This is a genomic window from Pseudomonas benzenivorans, from assembly GCF_033547155.1.
GTDB classification, from domain to species: domain Bacteria; phylum Pseudomonadota; class Gammaproteobacteria; order Pseudomonadales; family Pseudomonadaceae; genus Aquipseudomonas; species Aquipseudomonas benzenivorans_B.
Genome location: NZ_CP137892.1, coordinates 4,386,286 through 4,404,481 on the forward strand (window position 1 = coordinate 4,386,286; position 18,196 = coordinate 4,404,481).

Consider the following 18,196-nt stretch of genomic DNA (forward strand, 5'->3'; position numbering starts at 1 on the left):
CAGCACGGCAAACCCCTGCTGCTGCGCCTCGCCGCCCTGATCCGCCGCCATCCCTGGTTGGTGGCGATCTTCGGTTTCGCCTCCGGCCTGGCGAGCTTCCTGCTGGTCGAGCGCCAGGCCGGGCTGGCCAGCGTGCTGGCCCTGGTGATGCTGGTCAGCTGGCTGTGGCTGATCCTGGAAAACCTGCTGCGCGAGCGCATCGCCCGCCGCTTCGGCTTCGAACTGCCGCCGCCGCTGCTGCGCTACGCGACCCAGCTGATCCACCAGGAGAGCCTGTTCTTCGTCCTGCCGTTCTTCTTCATCACCACCACCTGGGACAGCGGCCAGGCCCTGTTCAGCGGCCTGCTCGGCGCGGCCGCGCTGGTCTCGATCATCGACCCGCTGTACTACCGCTGGCTGGCGCCGCGGCGCTGGCTGTACCTCGGCTTCCACTGCCTGACGCTGTTCGCCGTGCTGCTCACGGCGCTGCCGCTCATCCTCAAGCTGACCACGCCGCAGAGTTACCGGCTGGCCCTGGCCATCGCCGTGCTGCTGTCGCTGCCCAGCCTGCTGGGCAGCATCAACGTGGCACGCTGGTGGCGCGGCCTGTTGCTGCTCGGCCTGTGCCTGGCGCTCGGCGTCGGCGGCTGGCTGACGCGGGTCTGGGTGCCGCCGGCGACCCTGTGGCTGACCGAGGCGGCGCTGTCTGCCGAGTTCGACGGTTACCGCCGCAGCCCCGGCCAGCGCCTGAAGCAGCTCGGCGCCGACCGGCTACGCCGCCAGGGCCTGTACGCCTACACCGCGATCAGCGCCCCGCGCGGGCTGAACGAGCGCATCTACCATGTCTGGCGCCACGAGGGCCGCGAGGTCGAGCGCATCGCCCTGTCCATCCATGGCGGCCGCAAGCAGGGCTACCGCGCCTGGAGCCACAAGCAGAACTTCCCCGCCGACGCGGCAGGCCGCTGGCAGGTCCAGGTGCTCACCGAGGCCGGGCAGATGATCGGCGTGCTGCGTTTCCGCGTGCTCGCGGCGGAGGCGGCCGACGCCGCCAGCGAACGGTACGAGGACGCCGCGGCCAGCGCGGGCCTGGTGCTGCCGGTTCAGCCGAAGAACCAGTAGCACACCGCGATGGCGGCGAGGATGCCGCTCAGGTCGGCCAGCAGGGCACAGCCCACGGCGTGACGCGCGCGCTGGATGCCCACCGCCCCGAAGTACACCGCCAGCACGTAGAAGGTGGTCTCGGTACTGCCCTGCACCGTGGCCGCAAGCAGCGCCGGAAAGCTGTCCACGCCGAAGTTCTGCATGGTCTCGATGAGCATCGCCCGCGCCGCGCTGCCGGAGAAGGGCTTCATCAGGGCGGTGGGCAGGGCGTCGATGAAGCGGCTGTCCCAGCCGAGCGCCTGCACCAGCGCGCGTATGCCATCGAGCCCCAGGTCCAGTGCACCCGAGGCGCGCAGCACGCCGATCGCGCAGAGCATCGCCACCAGATAGGGCAGCAGGCTCTTGGCCACGTCGAACCCCTCCTTGGCGCCCTCGATGAAGTTCTCGTACACCGGCACCCGGCGCAGCGCGCCGACCAGCAGGAACAGCAGGATCAGCCCGAACAGGGTCAGGTTGCCGAGCAGCGAGGACAGCGCCGCCAGTGCCGTGGCGCTCAGCCCGGCGAGCAGCGCCATGAAGGCGCCCAGGGCCAGGGCGCCGGGAATCAGGTAGGCCAGCACCACCGGGTCCCACAGGCGCAGACGCTGCACCAGGGCCACGGCCAGCAAGCCCGCCAGGGTCGAGGCGCTGGTGGCCAGGAGGATCGGCAGGAACACCAGGGTCGGGTCGGGCGCGCCCTGCTGCACCCGGTACATGAAGATGCTCACCGGCAGCAGGGTCAGGGACGAGGTGTTGAGCACCAGGAAGAGGATCTGCGCATTGCTCGCCACGGTCTGGCTCGGATTCAGCTCCTGTAGTGCGCGCATGGCCTTGAGGCCGATCGGCGTGGCGGCGTTGTCCAGGCCCAGGCCGTTGGCGGCGAAGTTGAGGGTGATGAACCCCAGCGCCGGATGGCCACGCGGCACCTCGGGCATCAGCCGCGCGAACAGCGGCCCCAGGGCGCGTCCGAGCAAATCCACCAGGCCGGCCTTCTCGGCGATACGCAGAAAGCCGAGCCAGAGCGTCAGGGTACCGAACAGCACCACCATGACCTCGACCGACAGCTTGGCCATGGCGAACAGGCTCTCGACCATGGCGGCGAACACCGCCGGATCGTCGCCGAACAGCCAGCGCGACAGGCCGGCCAGCGCCGCCACCAGGAAAAAACTCAGCCACAGGCCGTTGAGCATGCTTCATCCCCCCGAATCGATGCGGCGGATGATAGCGCGCCGGCGAGCGGCAGGCGCCAGGGCGCAGCGGGGATCATCGCGCCAGGCCGCTCAGGTGCGGCTGTTGAGCACCAGCAGCAGCGCCGCCGTCTCGGCATCCGCCACGCCGTCGTGGCGCGCCGGCCGGTACTTCATCTGGAAGGCCGCCAGCACGTTGCGCGTGGCCTCATCCAGCTCGCCATGCCGGGGCACCTCGTAGCCCTGCAGGGCCAGCTGCGCCTGGAACCAGGCCACGCTCGGCAGGCTGGCGGCGAACAGCGCCTGCTGGCGCGCCACCGCCTGGGCGTCCGGCCAGGGCACCAGGCCGGCTTCGGCCAGGCGCCACCAGGGGAACAGCGGCCCCGGGTCGACCTTGCGCTGCGGCGCGACGTCGCTGTGGCCGAGGATGCTGCCGGGGGCCAGGTCGTGGCGGCGCATGATGTCCTCGAGCAGTTCGATCAGGGCATCGATCTGCTCCGGCGGATAGGCCTGCCAGGTGCGGCCGTCGGGCCCTTCGGCATAGCCCCGGTTGACCAGCTCGATGCCGATCGTGGTGCCGTTGAGCCAGGTCCGCCCCTGCCAGCGGCTGTCGCCGGCGTGCCAGGCGCGGCGGTTCTCGTCGACCAGGCGGTAGATGGTCGGCGGGGTGTCGCCGATCAGGTAGTGGCTGCTGACGTCGCCCTCGGTCAGCAGGCGCAGCGAGCGCGGCAGGTCGGTCGAGGTGTAGTGCAGGACGATGTACTGCACCCGGCTGCTCTGGCCGGCGGCGCTGTACTGGGTGTCGATGCGCGGGCCGCGGGCACAGCCGGCGAGCAGGGTGAGTAGCACGACGAGGCAGAGGGCTCTCATGGGACGATATGCAGCACGCTTTGCAGGTTGTCCAACAGCATGTCGACGCTGAGCATGATCAGCAGCATGCCCATCAGCCGCTCCACCGCGGTGAGGCCGCGGGCACCGAGGAAGCGCTGCAGGAAGGAGGCCTGCAGCAGGATGCAGGCGGTCGCCGCCCAGGCCAGGATGACCGCCAGGTAGAGCTCCCACAGCGCCCCCTCATGGGTGTTGCGCAGGGTCATCAGCACCGCCAGGGCCGAAGGCCCGGCCACCGCCGGGGTGGCCAGCGGCACCAGCATCGGCTCGCCGTCCGGCAGGTCGCCGAGCAGGCCCTGGGGGCTGGGGAAGATCAGCCGCATGGCGACGACGAAGAGGATGATGGCACCGGCGATCGCGGTGGCCTCGCGCGACAGGCCGAGGCCACTGAGCAGCTTGTCGCCGAAGGTCAGAAACAGCAGCAGCAGGGCCAGGGCGAACAGCAGCTCGCGGCCGGCCACCCACAAGCGGCGCTTGGGCGCGACGTTCTTCAGGGCGGCGATGTAGATGGCGATGTTGCCGAAGGGGTCGGTGACCAGAAAAATCAACGCGGCGATGCCGAAAATATCCATGCCAAACTCCTCGACGAATCGCCACAGTCTAAAGGGATGCGCGGCGCCCGTCTGTCGACAAAGTGCCCTTCGGCGGACAGAACGGCGTCGTCCGTCAGTCGGGGGCTGACATCTGCCGCCGACCTGGGCCACAGTGACGGGGCCCCGGCAGTAGATTCCATCGGGCATCGCCAGGTTTCCGAGGAGCCCGCCATGCACGCCCTGCTCTGGTTCAAACAGGATCTGCGTCTCGACGATCACCCAGCCCTGCAGGCCGTCCTGCAGGCCGAGCGCCTGCTGCCGCTGTTCGTCTTCGACCCGGCACAGCTGCAGCCGGGCGAATTCGGCACCCGCCGCCTCGGCGTGCACCGCGCGCGCTTCCTCCTGGAAAGCCTGGCGGCGCTGAACGGCGCCTTGCGCCAACGCGGCTCGCAACTGCTGGTGCTGCCGGGCCGCCCGGAACAGGTGATCCCGCAACTGGTCAGCCACCTGGGCCTGGAGCGGGTGCTGACCCTGGAAGAAATCGCCCCGCACGAGCGGGCCGAGGTCGAACGCGTAGGCCTGGCCCTCGGCGATGTGCCGCTACAACAGCTGGAAGGCAACGGCCTGCTGCGCCGCGAGGAACTGCCCTGCGCGGTCGAGCAGCTGCCGAGCGTCTACAGCCAGTTCCGCGAACAGGTCGAACAGCGCCTGCTGGTATTCCAGCCGCAGCCCGCGCCGAGCCGACTGCCCCCGCTGCCCGAGGGCGCCGAGGCGCTGCTGCAGCCGCTGCCGAGCCTGTCCCTGCTGGGCCTGGGCGAACCGCTCAGCGTGCCGGCCAGCGCCTTCCCCTTCTCCGGCGGCGAGGCGGCGGGGCAGGCACGGCTGCGCGACTACCTGTGGGGCAGCCGGGCCGTGCGCCACTACAGCGAAACCCGCAACCAGCTGATCGGCAGCGAATACTCCTCGAAACTCTCGCCCTGGCTGGCCAACGGCAGCCTGTCGCCACGCCGGGTAGTGGCCGAACTGCGCCGCCATGAGGCCCAGGCCGGACGCAACGACTCGACCCATGCCCTGTGGCTGGAGCTGCTCTGGCGCGAGTTCTTCCGCTGGACCCTGGTGCGCCATGGCGGCGCGCTGTTCCGCGCCGGCGGCGTGAAAGCCACCGCGCGGGCGCCGACCCAGCTCGACCAGCGCTTCCAGCGCTGGTGCCACGGCCGCACCGGGCTGCCCCTGGTGGACGCCAACATGCGCGAACTGGCGGCCACCGGCTTCATGTCCAGACGCGGTCGCCAGGTGGTCGCCAGCTACCTGATCAACGACCTGCAGCAGGATTGGCGACATGGCGCCGCCTGGTTCGAGGAGCATCTGATCGACTACGACCCGGCCAGCAACTGGGGCAACTGGGCCTACCTCGCCGGTGTCGCCAGCGACCCGCAGCTCGGCCATCTGTTCAACGCCCTGCGCCAGGCCCGCGCCTACGATCCCGACACCGCCTACGTCAGCCTCTGGCTGCCGGAACTGCGCCACCTGCCGCAGCACATGCGGCACACGCCCTTCCTGTTGCCGCAGTTGCAGCTGCAGGCGCTGAACTACCCGCGCCTGGAGCAGATTCCCAAGACCTGGCGGCCCTACCTGCCCGAAGCGGCCTGAACCCGGAACAGCGTAGCCGCGCGGCTAGCCCTGCTCGATGCGGTTGCGGCCGCCGCGCTTGGCGCGATAGAGCGCCTGGTCGGCGCGTTCCAGAACCTGATCGCTGCGCTCACCGGCGGCGAAGGCACTGATCCCGGCCGACAGGGTGATGCTCACCCGCTCGCCGCGGAAGTGGAACGGGCAGGCGGCGATGCCCTCGCGCAGCGTCTCTAGCAACTGCAAGCCGCCCGCGAGCGGCGTGGAGGGCAGCAGCAGGACGAACTCCTCGCCGCCGAAACGGGCGATGAAGTCGATCTTGCGCAGGCGCTTGCGCAGCTCGCCGGCGATGATCTTCAGCACCTTGTCGCCGGCCAGGTGACCGTAGGCGTCGTTGATCCGCTTGAAGTGATCGATGTCCACCATCGCCAGCAGCAGCTCGCCGCCATAACGCTGCCAGCGGGCCAGCTCCAAATCCAGGCGCTCGCCCCAGGCCGCGCGATTGGGCAGCCCGGTGAGCGGATCGAGCAGGGCCTTCTGCCGCTGCTCCTCCAGGTGCTGGCGAAAGCCCTTGGCCTCCTGTTCCATGTTCGCCACCCGCTCGACCAGGGTTTGCAGGCGCCCGCTCACCAGCTGTTCGCGCTCGTCGCGCTGGCTCTGGTACTGCTGCATGGTGGCGAGCAGGCCATTGAGGCGGTTCTCCACCAGGTCCTTCAGGCTGCCCAGGTCGGTGGCCTGCTGCACGCTGCTGTGCAGGCCGTCGACCTGCTGGCGCAGCTCGCTGTCCAGCTCGCGGGCCGCACTGAGCGAGTCGGCATAGCCCTCGTGGGCGTCCTGCAGGGAGCTCTGGAAGGTCGCCAGACGCTCGTTGAGCTGCTTGAGATAGACCTCGAAATCACGCTGGCCGACGTCGGCGGTGGCCAGCATCAATACCGCCAGGTCGTCCAGCACCGGCACCAGTTCGTAGAGGTTCAGCCCCGCCTGGATGCGTTCACCCAGCACGTCGGCCTGAGCCTGGTGGCGCTCCGGCAGCGGCAACTCGTCCAGCAGGCGCAGCAGGGTGGCTTCGACATGGTTGGCGATGGCGCTGTAACCGGGCTCCGGTGGCGAGGGCAGGGCGTACTCGGGGTCCGCCGCCGGCTCGTCTGCCGCGGCATCGGCCGCCACGCCTTGATCCGCCTCGGACTCCGGCGCCAAACGCGGCTCAGGCCCCCGCGCCAGCAGCTCGGCAGGCGCCGGCAGGCTGTCCAGCGGGGCCGGCCCGGTCCCTGGCCGACGCAACGGCGCGACAGCTGGTTCTGGATCGGCCACCGCAGGCTGCACGGCGGCCGCGGCGGGCGGCTCCACAAGCGCCTGGGGCTCGGTCTGTGCGGTCTGCCCCGTCTCCAGGGCAATAGGCTCCGGCGAGGCCGCTGTCTCCACGGCGGCCGTGGCCCCAGCGCCGTCGCGCCCGCCGAACAGGCGCTGCAGCAAACCCGGGCGCTCACCCCCAACCTGGCCGAGTTCGGCCAATGCCTGCTGCTGCAGCTGACCGAGCTCGACGAGCAGGGCCGGCAGTTCGCGCACCTGCTCGGCGTGGCTGCTCAGGCGCTTGGCGAGGCTCTTCAGCGGTTTGCGCACCTCGCGCGGCAGCTCCAGTTCGAGCAGGGGATCGACCAGGCCGGCCAGGGCAGCGGCGAGCTGCGCGACCCGTTGCTGGCGTTGCTGCTCGGAGCCCAGCACGGCCTTTTCCAGGCGCGGAATCAGCGCCGCGAGGCCGCCGTCCATGTCGTCGCGGCGGAGGATCTCGCGCAACTCCTGCATGCACCTGTCGACCGCCTTGTCCGCCCCCTCGGCAGCCAGGCTGCTGCGCACCAGGCCGCGACGCAACAGGTCGACGCGCTCGGCCCAACGACGCTCGAGGCTTTCCTGCTGCTCGAGGCTGGCCAGGTACTTGTTGCGCCAGCGCTGCGCGTCTTCGCTCATGCCAGGCCTCCTCGCGGTGTTCCCGTCAGCGCCGGCGGGCGGTGCTGCTCCGGGGAGTGCGGCAGACGGATCTCCACCGCCACCGGCAGGTGATCGGAGATCGGCAGGGGCAGCACCTCGAAACGCTCCAGCTGCAGCTCAGGGCTGAGCAGGATGTGATCGAGGCAGCGCTGCGGCCGCCAGCTGGGGAAGGTCGCCTCGAGCTGCGGCGCCAGCAGGCCGAGGTCGCGCAGCGGCGAGTGCTGCAGCAGGTCGAGGGCATGGGTGTTCATATCGCCCATCAGCACCTGGTGGCGGTAGTCGCCGATCAGCTCGCGGATATAGGCCAGCTGGCGGGTGCGGGTGCGCGCCCCCAAAGCCAGGTGCATCATCACCACCGCGATGGCGTTCGCGCCCTGGCCCAGGCGCAGCAGCATCGCGCCACGACCGGGCGGGCCGGGCAAGGGGTGGTCTTCCAGCAGGCTGGGACGCAGCCGGCTGAGCAGGCCGTTGCTGTGCTGGGCCAGGCGGCCGAGGTTGCGGTTGAGCTGTTGGTACCAGTAGGGGAAGCCCCCGAGGTGGGCCAGGTGTTCGACCTGGTTGACGAAGCCGGAGCGCAGGCTGCCGCCATCGGCCTCCTGCAGCGCCACCAGGTCGTAATCGCCGAGCAGCGCGCCGATGCGCTGCAGGTTGCCGGCGCGGCCGGGGTGCGGCAGCAGGTGCTGCCAGCCGCGGGTCAGGTAGTGGCGATAGCGTTCGGTGCTGATACCGACCTGAATATTGAAACTGAGCAGGCGCAAGCGCCCGTCGCTGGGCCAGTCGCCGGCCGCCGGACAGCCCGGGTTGACCCGCGGGTCGCACAGGCCGGCCTGGCGGCCGCTGGACCATCGGCGCAGCATGCTCGGCGCTCGCTGCGGGCCGCTTACTGCGCGGCGCGCTCCCGTTCGATCAGGTGGTCGGCCACCTGCAGCGTCTGCTGCGGGCCACCGGAGCTACCGATGTCGAAACGGTACTTGCCGTTGACGACCATCACCGGCACGCCACTGATCTGGTAGGCCATCGCCAGTTTCTTGGCCTTCTCCATCTGGCCCTTCACGGCGAAGGAGTTGTAGGTGCTGAGGAACTTGGCCTTGTCGACGCCCTGGCCGACCAGGAACTCGGCGATTTCCTCCGGGGACGCCAGCTTCTTGCCCTGCTTGTGAATGGCTTCGAACACCGCGTCATGCACCTTCTGTTCGACCTTCATGCTTTCCAGGGTGATGAACGCCTGGCCGTGCACGTTCCACACGCCGCCGAACAGTGCCGGGATGCGCACGAAGTTGACGTCTTCCGGCAACTGCTCGATCCAGGGGTTGATGGTCGACTCGAACTGATAGCAGTGCGGGCAGCCGTACCAGAACAGCTCGACCACCTCGATCTGCCCCGGCTTGGACACCGGCACCGGGCTGGTCAGTTCGACGTACTGCTTGCCGGCCTCGATCGGCTCGGCCTGGGCGACCATGCCGAACAGGCCGGCGGCGGCGAGGGCGGCACTGAGAATCAGGTTACGCATGTGTGACTCCTTGAGGATTGAGCGGTGCCCGGGGGCAGCCAGCGTTCGACCCGTGGCGCAAGTGCGGGTTCCAGCCATTGTAGCGGCGCGGCCAACGAAAAAGGGTGGCCGAAGCCACCCTTTACCACGCCACAGCATTGCAAGCTGTTGCAGTATCAGTGCAGGCCTTGCACGTAGCTGGACAGCGCTTCGATGTCCTTGTTGCTCAGCTTGGCGGCGATCGAGCGCATGATCAGGCTGTCGCCGTCGTTGGTGCGATTGCCTTCGCGGAAGTCGGTCAGCTGCTTGGCCACATAGGCCGCATGCTGGCCACCGATCTGCGGGAAGCCCGCGGCATCGAGGCCTCGACCATTGGGGGCATGGCAACCGATGCAGGCCGGCATGCCTTCTTCCAGCTTGCCGCCGCGGAACAGCGCCTCGCCACGCTCGACCAGCTTGGGATCGGCCGCGCCAACGCTCATCTTCTGATTGGCAAAGTAAGCGGCGATGTCGGCCAGGTCCTGGTCGCTGAGGTTGTCCAGCAGGCCGGTCATTTCCACCACCTGGCGACTGCCGGACTTGATGTCCTGCAGCTGCTTGAGCAGATAACGCTCGCCCTGGCCAGCCAGTTTCGGGAAGTTCGGTGCGGCACTATTGCCGTCGGCACCATGGCAGGCGCCACACACGGCCGCCTTGTTCTGGCCGGCGACCAGGTCACCCGCGGCGTGGGCCAGGCCGGTGATGCCCAGGGTCAACAGCAGACTCACGAGTACTTTGTTCATCAGCTAATCCAACTACGGCTAAGAGAGAAGAGGGTTTGCGTCGGGCTCACTTGGACATCAATTCGATGACGGCCTGGTAATCCTCGGCGGTGCAGTCCATGCACAGGCCGCGGGGCGGCATGGCATTGAGACCATTGGTGACGCTCTGTACCAGCACGTCCATGCCCTTGGCCAGACGCGGCTCCCAGGCAGCCTGATCGCCGCGCTGCGGCGCCATCGGCAGCTGGCCGTTGTGGCAGGCCGCGCAGGCGCGGGCGTACACGGCTTCCGGATCCTGGGCGGCGAGAGCCTGGAACGACAACATCGACACAGCGGCAGCGAGCAGTATTTTCTTCATGAGATCGGCCTCATCGCGGAGGGGAGCGTCCTGCTTTCTACGGGCAGATGGTCTATATCGCTCCCGTGAACACTTATCCAACGGGTGGGACAAAGCGCACACAAAATCTGCGGCATTATATACTGGCGCCGCCGAAACGGAAACGACGCCACTTGCCGTGCGGCGCCATGCCCGGCAGGATGCGCGCAATTGTCGCAAGGGCCGCGCCTCGCAACACGCCCCCACGCCCGCCCTCAACGGATGTCCGATGCAAGCCAAGAACCCCATTATCGGCCTGTGCCAACAGGCCAGCTTCCTCATCAGCGCCGCCAAGGTCGACCAGTGCCCGGACGACCAGGGCTATGAAGTGGCCTTCGCCGGACGCTCCAATGCCGGCAAGTCCAGCGCGCTGAATACCCTGACCCACGCCAGCCTGGCCCGCACCTCGAAGACCCCGGGGCGCACCCAGCTGCTCAACTTCTTCCGCCTGGACGACGAGCGCCGCCTGGTCGATCTGCCCGGTTACGGCTACGCCAAGGTGCCGATCCCGCTCAAGCAGCACTGGCAGAAGCACCTGGAGGCCTACCTGGGCAGCCGCGAGAGCCTGCGCGGGCTGATCCTGATGATGGACATCCGCCATCCGCTGACCGAGTTCGACCGCCTGATGCTGGACTGGTCCGGCGCCAGCCAGATGCCCATGCACATCCTCCTGACCAAGGCCGACAAGCTGGCCTTCGGCGCGGCGAAGAACGCGCTGCTCAAGGTCCAGCAGGAGATTCGCAAGGGCTGGGGCGAGGGCGTCAGCATCCAGCTGTTCTCCGCGCCCAAGCGCCAGGGCGTGGAAGAGGCCCAGGCGGTGCTGGCCGAGTGGCTGGAGCTGGGCCAACCCGCAGAAGCAGAAGCCGAAGACTGAGGAAGGCCGGCGGGGGAGGGCGGCGGCCTACCCCGGCGCCACCGGCGATTTTTCTGCGGGCAAAAAAAACCCCGAGCTTCGTATGGGGAGGGAGAAGTTCGGGGTTTAAGGGTCTGAACCGCTAGGGCGGGGTTCAGATGTCTGCCAACACTTAACACAGGAGCATCGAAGGCTTTAGTGGCCGTTCCTAGACTCTGACTGCCCGGTTAATCGCAAAGTTCATCGGCCTTTTAAAATCTATTGGTAATAAAAATATAGTCTATAGGACCAAAAAGAGCTAAAAGGCCCGACCCAGCTACGCCGTGGCGCAGCCGGCCGAGCGCCAGCCCGCGACCTCAGTGCGCCTCGTCCCAGTTGTCGCCCACCCCGACCTCGACCAGCAGCGGCACCTCCAGCTGCGCCGCGCCGCCCATCAGCGCCTTGATCCGCTCGCCGACCTGCTCGACCAGGTCCTCACGCACCTCCAGCACCAGTTCGTCGTGCACCTGCAGGATGACCCTGGCGTCCAGCCCGGACTCACCCAGCCAGGTGTCCACCGCGACCATGGCGCGCTTCATGATGTCCGCCGCGGTGCCCTGCATCGGCGCGTTGATCGCGGTGCGCTCGGCGCCCTTGCGCAGCGCCGGATTCTTCGCGTGGATCTCCGGCAGGTACAGGCGGCGGCCGAACAGGGTCTCGACATAGCCCTGCTGGGCGGCCTGCTCGCGGGTGCGCTCCATATAGGCGAGCACCCCGGGATAGCGGGCGAAATAGCGGTCGATATAGGCCTGGGACTGCTTGCGGTCGACGCCGATCTGCTTGGCCAGGCCGAAGGCGCTCATGCCGTAGATCAGGCCGAAGTTGATCGCCTTGGCGCTGCGCCGCTGGTCGGTGGTCACCTCGTCCAGGGCCACGCCGAACACCTCGGCGGCGGTGGCGCGGTGCACGTCGCGGTCATGGCGGAAGGCATCCAGCAGGCCGGCGTCCTTGGCCAGGTGGGCCATGATGCGCAGCTCGATCTGCGAGTAGTCGGCGGCGAGCAGCTTGTAGCCCTGGGGTGCGACGAAGGCCTGGCGGATGCGCCGGCCCTCGGCGGTGCGGATCGGGATATTCTGCAGGTTCGGGTCGCTGGAGGACAGCCGTCCGGTGGCGGCCACCGCCTGGTGGTAGCTGGTGTGGATGCGCCCGGTACGCGGGTTGATCTGCTCCGGCAGGCGGTCGGTGTAGGTGCTCTTGAGCTTGCTCAGGCTGCGGTACTGCATCAGCACCTTGGGCAGCTCGAAGTCCTGCTCGGCCAGCTCGGCGAGCACCGCCTCGGCGGTGGACGGCTGGCCCTTGGCGGTCTTGCTGAGGATCGGCAAGCCCAGTTTCTCGTAGAGGATCACCCCGAGCTGCTTGGGCGAGGCCAGGTTGAACTCCTCGCCGGCGATGGCGAAGGCCTGGCGCTCCAGCTCCACCAGCTTGTCGCCCAGCTCCTGGCTGTGCTGGCCGAGCAGCTTGGCATCGACCAGCGCGCCCTGGCGCTCGATGCGCGCCAGCACCGGCACCAGCGGCATCTCGATCTCCCTGAGCACCTTGGCCAGGGACGGCTCGGCCTCGAGTTTGGCCCACAGGCACTGGTGCAGGCGCAGGGTGATGTCGGCGTCCTCGGCCGCGTAGGGCCCGGCCTGCTCCAGGGCGATCTGGTCGAAGGTCAGCTGCTTGGCGCCCTTGCCGGCGATGTCCTCAAAGCGCGTGGTGCTGTGGCCCAGGTACTTGAGGGCCAGGCTGTCCATGTCGTGGCGGGTCGCGGTGGCGTCCAGCACGTAGGACTCGAGCATGGTGTCGAAGGCCACCCCCTGCACCTGGATCGGCGTGGAGGCATTGGCCAGGACATTGATGTCGTACTTGGCGTGCTGGCCGACCTTGGCCTTGGCCGGGTCCTCGAGGATCGGCTTGAGCGCCTGCAGCACCGCGTCGCGATCCAGCTGGGCCGGCACGCCCATATAGGAGTGGGCCAGGGGAATATAGGCCGCCTCCTGGGCGCTGACCGCGAAGGACAGGCCGACCAGCTGCGCCTGCTGGGCGTCGAGGCTGGTGGTCTCGCTGTCGAAGGCGATCAGCTCGGCGCCCGCGAGCTTGTCCAGCCAGGCGTCGAACTGCGCCTGCTCCAGGACGATCTGGTAGTTCGTCTCGACGCCAGCGGCCTCATCTGCCGCCTCGGCGGCGGGCGCGGCGAACAGGCCGCCTTCCGCCTGCGCCACCGGCTGCTTGTCCTGGCGCTGCAACTCGTCCAGCCAGCTCTTGAACTCCAGCTCGGCGTACAGTTCGAGCAGCGCCGCGCGATCCGGCTCGCCCGGCTGCAGGGCGTCGATCTCGATGTTCAGCGGCACGTCGAGCTTGATGGTCGCCAGCTCGTAGGACAGGTAGGCCATCTCGCGGTGTTCGGCGAGCTTGGCCGGCAGCGTCTTGGCGCCGCGGATCGGCAGTTCCGGCACCTTGTCGAGGTTGGCGTAGAGCACGTCGAGGCCGCCGCCGAGGCCGACCAGCAGGCCCAGGGCGGTCTTCTCGCCAACCCCGGGCACGCCGGGAATGTTGTCGACCTTGTCGCCCATCAGCGCCAGGTAGTCGATGATCAGTTCGGGACCGACGCCGAATTTCTCTTTCACGCCATCCACGTCGTAGACGCTTCCGGTCATGGTGTTGACCAGCGTAACGTGCGGGCAGACCAGCTGCGCCATGTCCTTGTCGCCGGTGGAGATCACCACGTCGCGGCCCTCGCCGGCGCCCTGGCGGGCCAGGGTGCCGATCACGTCGTCGGCCTCCACACCCTCGACGCACAGCAGCGGCAGGCCCAGGGCGCGCACGCTGGCGTGCAGCGGCTCGACCTGCACCCGCAGCTCATCGGGCATCGACGGCCGGTTGGCCTTGTACTCGGCGTAGAGCTCGTCGCGGAAGGTCCCGCCCTTGGCGTCGAAGACCACCGCGAAGGGGCTGTCCGGGTATTGCTTGCGCAGGCTCTTGAGCATGTTCAACACGCCCTTGACCGCGCCGGTGGGCAGGCCCTTGGAGGTGGTCAGCGGCGGCAGGGCGTGGAAGGCGCGGTACAGGTACGAGGACCCGTCGACCAGGACGAGGGGGGCAGTGCGGCCAGTCATGAGTTGCTTCCTTCAGTGCGACGGCGCGCGATGCCCGTCCAGATCAAGCTTTTCGACGGGTGCAGCGCTAGAATGACTGCACCATTGACGACAAAGGGACAAGGTTATCATGCGCACAGTCAATCGCCTGTTGCTGGCCAGTCTGCTGGCATTCGCCCCGGCCGCGGTTCTGGCCGAGGAACCGGTGTCCGGCGAGCCGGACGTGACCATCCGCCAGGAGGGCGACAAGACCATCCAGGAATACCGGGTCAATGGCTTCCTCTATGCGATCAAGGTCACGCCGAAAGGCGGCAAACCCTACTTCCTGGTGCGTGCCGATGGCAGCGATGGCAACTTCGTGCGCTCCGACCATCCGGACATGCTGATTCCGGCGTGGGAAATCTTCAAATGGTAAAGCGATCCTGATATGTCGGTTTTCACCCCCCTCGAACGCCATGAACTGGAAGCCTTTCTCGCGCCCTACGGGCTCGGTCGCCTGCGCGACTTCCAGGGCATCGCCGCCGGTAGCGAGAACAGCAACTTCTTCGTCAGCCTGGAACAGGGCGAGTTCGTCCTGACCCTGATCGAGCGCGGCCCCAGCGCCGACCTGCCGTTCTTCATCGAGCTGCTCGACGTGCTCCACGAGGCCGGCCTGCCGGTGCCCTATGCCCTGCGCACCGAGAGCGGCGAGGCCCTGCGCGAGCTGGCGGAGAAGCCCGCGCTGCTGCAGCCGCGCCTGCCCGGCAAGCACATCAGCCACCCCAACGCCCATCATTGCGCCGAGGTCGGCAGCCTGCTGGCCCACCTGCACCTGGCCACCCGCGGCCATACCCTGGAGCGCAAGAGCGACCGTGGCCTGGACTGGATGCTCGCCGAGGGGCCGAGCCTGGCCCTGAAGCTGCCGGAGGCCGACCTGCCGCTGCTGCGCGACGCCCTGGCCGAGATCGCCGCGCTCAAGGCGAAGATCCTCGCCCTGCCGCGGGCCAACCTGCACGCCGACCTGTTCCGCGACAACGTGCTGTTCGACGGCAACCACCTGACCGGGGTGATCGACTTCTACAACGCCTGCTCGGGGCCGATGCTCTACGACCTGGCGATCACCCTCAACGACTGGTGCTCGGAGGCCGACGGCAGCCTCGACCACGCCCGCGCCCAGGCCCTGCTCGGCGCCTACGCCGCGCTGCGGCCGTTCGGCGCCGCCGAGGCCGAGCTGTGGCCGGCCATGCTGCGCGTGGCCTGCGTGCGCTTCTGGCTGTCGCGGCTGATCGCCGCCGAGTCCTTCGCCGGCCAGGAAGTGCTGATCCACGACCCCAACGAGTTCCTCCGCCGCCTGGCCCAGCGCCAGCGGGTCGACCTGCCGCTGCCGTTCGCCCTGTAGCCGCTCAGCCGCACCTGGAATAGCCGCAATTGAGGCAGGTGGCGCAGCCCTCCAGCTGCACCACCGCCTGGGTCTGGCACTTGCCGCACAGCCGGGCGCCGGGCGGGAAGCCCTCGCCGGGCTCCAGCGCCGCGGCGTCCTGACTGGCCTGGTAGACCGCCCACTGCTCCGCCAGCTGGCGCCGCTGCTGCTCATCCAGCTCATGGCCTTCGAGCAGGCCGATGGCGCTCAGGTGGCGCTCCAGCACCGCGCCGATCTCCGCCACCAGCGACGGCATGTACAGCCCGCCGCGCTTGAGGTAGCCGCCGCGCGGATCGAACACCGCCTTGAGCTCCTCGACCAGGAAGGTGCAGTCGCCGCCCTTGCGGAACACCGCCGACATGATCCGGGTCAGCGCCACTATCCACTGGAAGTGCTCCATGCCCTTGGAGTTGATGAAGATCTCGAAGGGCCGGCGCTGCTCGTGGGGCGTGCCGGCGTTGAGCAGGATGTCGTTGATGGTGACGTACAGGGCATGCTCGAACAGCGGCGACTTGATCTTGTAGGTCACCCCGAACAGGGTTTCCGGGCGCTGCAGGGTCTCGTCCATCTGCACCGGAGTGGGCGTCGCCTCGGCCTCGGCGGACGGCGAGGGCGGCGCCTCGTCCACCAGCTGGAAGCCCGTGATGCGTTGTTCGATCTTCACCGCCATGCTCGCCTCCATCGCGCCGCCCAGGACTGGCGCGGCGCCGCTCAGTACTTGCCGTAGTAGCCTTCCTTCAGCGCCTCGAACAGGTTGGCCGCGCTGTGCAGCTGGCCGTCGTACTCGACCTCCTCGTCGCCCTGCAGCTCGATCTGGCTGCCGTCGGCCAGCTCGAAACGGTAGCGGGTGCGCGCCAGATCGGCCTGCTTGACCAGCACACCCTGGAACGCCGCCGGGTTGAAGCGGAAGGTGGTGCAGCCCTTGAGGCCCCGGCGCCAGGCGTACAGGTAGATGTCCTTGAACGCCTCGAAGGGGTAATCGGCGGGCACATTGGCGGTCTTGGAGATCGACGAGTCGATCCACTTCTGCGCCGCCGCCTGGATGTCCACGTGCTCGGTCGGGCCGATGTCCTCGCTGCTGACGAAGTAGTCGGGCAGGCGCTCGGCCGGGTCCGCCGAGCCGGGCAGGGCCCGCGGGTTGACCAGGGCGCGGTAGGCCAGCAGCTCGTAGCTGAACACCTCGATCCGCGCCTTGCTCTTGCGCCCGGGACGAATCAGGTTGCGCCAGTAGTGCTGGGCGAAACTCGGCTCGATGCCGTTGGAGGCGTTGTTGGCCAGGCTCAGGCTGATGGTGCCGGTGGGGGCGATGGAGCTGTGGTGGGTGAAGCGCGCGCCGCGCTCGGCCAGGGCCGCCACCAGCTCGGGGGCCTGCTCGGCCAGCTGCTGCATATAGCGCGAGTACCTGGCATGCAGGACCCGTCCGGGAAGCCTGTCGCCGACCTGGTAACCGTCGGCCGCCATCTCCGGGCGCAGCCGCAGCATCTGCGCGGTCACCTCGAACTCCTCGGCCAGCAGCGGCGCCGGGCCCTTCTCCTCGGCCAGCTCCAGGGCCACCTGCCAGCCGGTCAGGGCCATCTCCCGGGCCACCTCCTCGGTGAACACGCAGGCTTGCGCGCTGCCGTAACGCAGCTTGAGCAGCGCCAGGGCCGAGCCCAGGCCGAGGAAACCCATGCCGTGGCGGCGCTTGCCGAGTATCTCGGCACGCTGCTCGGCCAGCGGCAGGCCGTTGATCTCCACCACGTTGTCCAGCAGCCGGGTGAAGATGCGCACCACCCGGCGGAAAGCCTCCCAGTCGAAGCGCGCCGCGGCGCCGAAGGGGTCGAGGACGAAGCGGGTCAGGTTGATCGAGCCGAGCAGGCAGGAACCATGGGGCGGCAGCGGCTGCTCGCCGCAGGGGTTGGTGGCGCGGATATGTTCGCACCACCAGTTGTTGTTCCACTGGTTGACCCGGTCGATGAGGATGAAGCCCGGCTCGGCATAGGCGTAGGTGGCGGCCATCAAGCGGTCCCACAGCTCGCGGGCGGGCAGGCTGCCATGGACCTTGCAGGCCACCCGGCCGGCCGCGTCCACGCAGTAGCCCTGCTGCAGCGGCCAGTCGCGCCAGCGCACCTGGGCCGGATCGTCGAAGTCGAGGCCGTCGCGCTCTTGGGCATGCACGGGAAACAGCAGCGGCCAGTCGGCGTCCTGCTCGACCGCCTGCATGAAGTCGTCGCCGACCAGCAGGCTCAGGTTGAACTGGCGCAGGCGGCCGTCCTCGCGCTTGGCCTCGATGAAGGCCTGCACGTCCGGGTGGGCGATGTCGAAGGTGGCCATCTGCGCGCCACGGCGGCCGCCGGCCGAGCTGACGGTGAAGCACATCTTGTCGTAGATATCCATGAACGACAGCGGCCCGCTGGTCTGCGCCCCGGCGCCGGACACCCGGGCGCCGCGCGGGCGCAGGGTGGAGAACTCGTAGCCGATGCCGCAGCCGGCCTTGAGCGTCAGCCCGGCTTCGACCAGGCGACCGAGAATCGCCTCCATCGAGTCCTCGAGGGTCGCCGAGACGGTGCAGTTGATGGTCGAGGTGGCCGGTTTGTGTTCGCCGGCACCGGCGTTGGCGACGATGCGCCCGGCGGGAATGGCGCCGTGACGCAGCGCCCAGAGGAATTCCCGGTACCAGTGCTCGCGGCGCTCGGGCGCCTCCACGGCCGCCACGGCGCGGGCGATGCGCTGCCAGGTCTGCTCGACGCTGGCGTCCAGCGCAGTGCCCTCGGCATCGCGCAGGCAGTATTTGTGCGCCCAGATGTCCAGGGCGGCGGCCTGCAGCGGGATCACCGGGGCCGCCGTCGAGGGGGTCGTGCCGCGCTTGGCCATTGCCGTCCTC

Annotated in this window: 16 protein-coding genes; 5 read left to right on the forward strand and 11 right to left on the reverse strand. The window is 68.7% G+C overall.

Annotated elements, in window-relative coordinates:
* The first annotated feature begins 15 nt into the window (after positions 1-15).
* Positions 16-1,098 carry a DUF5924 family protein gene (locus tag SBP02_RS20245; RefSeq protein ID WP_404824399.1) on the forward strand — a complete coding sequence of 361 codons (1,083 nt, stop codon included), beginning with the start codon at positions 16-18 and terminating at the stop codon, positions 1,096-1,098.
* Here the strand turns inward: SBP02_RS20245 and SBP02_RS20250 are convergent.
* From SBP02_RS20250 to SBP02_RS20260, 3 genes are all read right to left on the reverse strand, one after another.
* On the reverse strand, positions 1,080-2,309 hold the full coding sequence (locus tag SBP02_RS20250; protein ID WP_318644193.1) for a nucleoside recognition domain-containing protein: 1,230 nt from the start codon (positions 2,307-2,309) through the stop codon (positions 1,080-1,082). The genes SBP02_RS20245 and SBP02_RS20250 overlap by 19 nt on opposite strands.
* 90 nt (positions 2,310-2,399) lie before the next feature.
* Complete coding sequence (locus SBP02_RS20255; protein WP_318644194.1) at positions 2,400-3,176, reverse strand: N-acetylmuramoyl-L-alanine amidase; 777 nt, start codon at positions 3,174-3,176, stop codon at positions 2,400-2,402.
* Complete coding sequence (locus SBP02_RS20260) at positions 3,173-3,766, reverse strand: MarC family protein (RefSeq protein WP_318644195.1); 594 nt, start codon at positions 3,764-3,766, stop codon at positions 3,173-3,175. Before SBP02_RS20260 ends, SBP02_RS20255 begins: the two co-directional genes overlap by 4 nt.
* Positions 3,767-3,958: 192 nt before the next feature.
* On the opposite strand from SBP02_RS20260, the gene SBP02_RS20265 reads away from it, so the two are divergent.
* Entirely contained in the window at positions 3,959-5,377 is a 1,419-nt protein-coding gene (locus SBP02_RS20265; protein ID WP_318644196.1) for a DASH family cryptochrome, read from the forward strand.
* Between the two features lie 24 nt (positions 5,378-5,401).
* On the opposite strand, the gene SBP02_RS20270 is transcribed toward SBP02_RS20265, so the two are convergent.
* The 5 genes from SBP02_RS20270 to SBP02_RS20290 all read right to left on the reverse strand — a co-directional run bounded on the left by SBP02_RS20270 (position 5,402) and on the right by SBP02_RS20290 (position 9,947).
* Positions 5,402-7,318: a GGDEF domain-containing protein gene (locus SBP02_RS20270; RefSeq protein WP_318644197.1), complete on the reverse strand. Its 1,917-nt coding sequence runs from the start codon at positions 7,316-7,318 to the stop codon at positions 5,402-5,404.
* The gene (locus SBP02_RS20275) at positions 7,315-8,196 is read right to left on the reverse strand and encodes an endonuclease/exonuclease/phosphatase family protein (RefSeq protein WP_318644198.1); all 882 of its coding nucleotides are present in this window, start codon (positions 8,194-8,196) and stop codon (positions 7,315-7,317) included. The genes SBP02_RS20270 and SBP02_RS20275 overlap by 4 nt, the downstream gene beginning before the upstream one ends.
* 23 nt (positions 8,197-8,219) lie before the next feature.
* The gene (locus SBP02_RS20280; RefSeq protein ID WP_318644199.1) at positions 8,220-8,849 is read right to left on the reverse strand and encodes a thiol:disulfide interchange protein DsbA/DsbL; all 630 of its coding nucleotides are present in this window, start codon (positions 8,847-8,849) and stop codon (positions 8,220-8,222) included.
* Positions 8,850-9,004: 155 nt separating this feature from the next.
* On the reverse strand, positions 9,005-9,610 hold the full coding sequence (locus tag SBP02_RS20285) for a c-type cytochrome (protein ID WP_318644200.1): 606 nt from the start codon (positions 9,608-9,610) through the stop codon (positions 9,005-9,007).
* A gap of 46 nt (positions 9,611-9,656) precedes the next feature.
* Complete coding sequence (locus SBP02_RS20290) at positions 9,657-9,947, reverse strand: c-type cytochrome (protein WP_318644201.1); 291 nt, start codon at positions 9,945-9,947, stop codon at positions 9,657-9,659.
* 247 nt (positions 9,948-10,194) lie between these two features.
* Between SBP02_RS20290 and yihA the strand changes: the two genes are divergently transcribed.
* Positions 10,195-10,839: a ribosome biogenesis GTP-binding protein YihA/YsxC gene (gene yihA / locus SBP02_RS20295; protein ID WP_318644202.1), complete on the forward strand. Its 645-nt coding sequence runs from the start codon at positions 10,195-10,197 to the stop codon at positions 10,837-10,839.
* Positions 10,840-11,174: 335 nt separating this feature from the next.
* Here the strand turns inward: yihA and polA are convergent, their stop codons facing one another.
* Positions 11,175-13,955 (reverse strand): DNA polymerase I, encoded by a 2,781-nt coding sequence (polA, locus tag SBP02_RS20300; RefSeq protein WP_318644203.1) that lies wholly within the window; start codon positions 13,953-13,955, stop codon positions 11,175-11,177.
* A gap of 109 nt (positions 13,956-14,064) precedes the next feature.
* On the opposite strand from polA, the gene SBP02_RS20305 reads away from it, so the two are divergent.
* Together SBP02_RS20305 and SBP02_RS20310 are read left to right on the forward strand one after the other, a co-directional pair.
* Positions 14,065-14,349, forward strand: a complete 285-nt coding sequence (locus tag SBP02_RS20305) for a DUF2782 domain-containing protein (RefSeq protein ID WP_318644204.1) — start codon at positions 14,065-14,067, stop codon at positions 14,347-14,349.
* A 12-nt stretch (positions 14,350-14,361) separates the two neighbouring features.
* Positions 14,362-15,312 carry a homoserine kinase gene (locus SBP02_RS20310; protein WP_318644205.1) on the forward strand — a complete coding sequence of 317 codons (951 nt, stop codon included), beginning with the start codon at positions 14,362-14,364 and terminating at the stop codon, positions 15,310-15,312.
* 4 nt (positions 15,313-15,316) lie between these two features.
* Here SBP02_RS20310 and SBP02_RS20315 read toward each other — a convergent pair whose 3' ends face one another.
* On the reverse strand, positions 15,317-16,003 hold the full coding sequence (locus SBP02_RS20315; protein ID WP_318644206.1) for a TSCPD domain-containing protein: 687 nt from the start codon (positions 16,001-16,003) through the stop codon (positions 15,317-15,319).
* A gap of 41 nt (positions 16,004-16,044) precedes the next feature.
* Entirely contained in the window at positions 16,045-18,186 is a 2,142-nt protein-coding gene (locus SBP02_RS20320; RefSeq protein ID WP_318644207.1) for an adenosylcobalamin-dependent ribonucleoside-diphosphate reductase, read from the reverse strand.
* Positions 18,187-18,196: the final 10 nt, after the last annotated feature.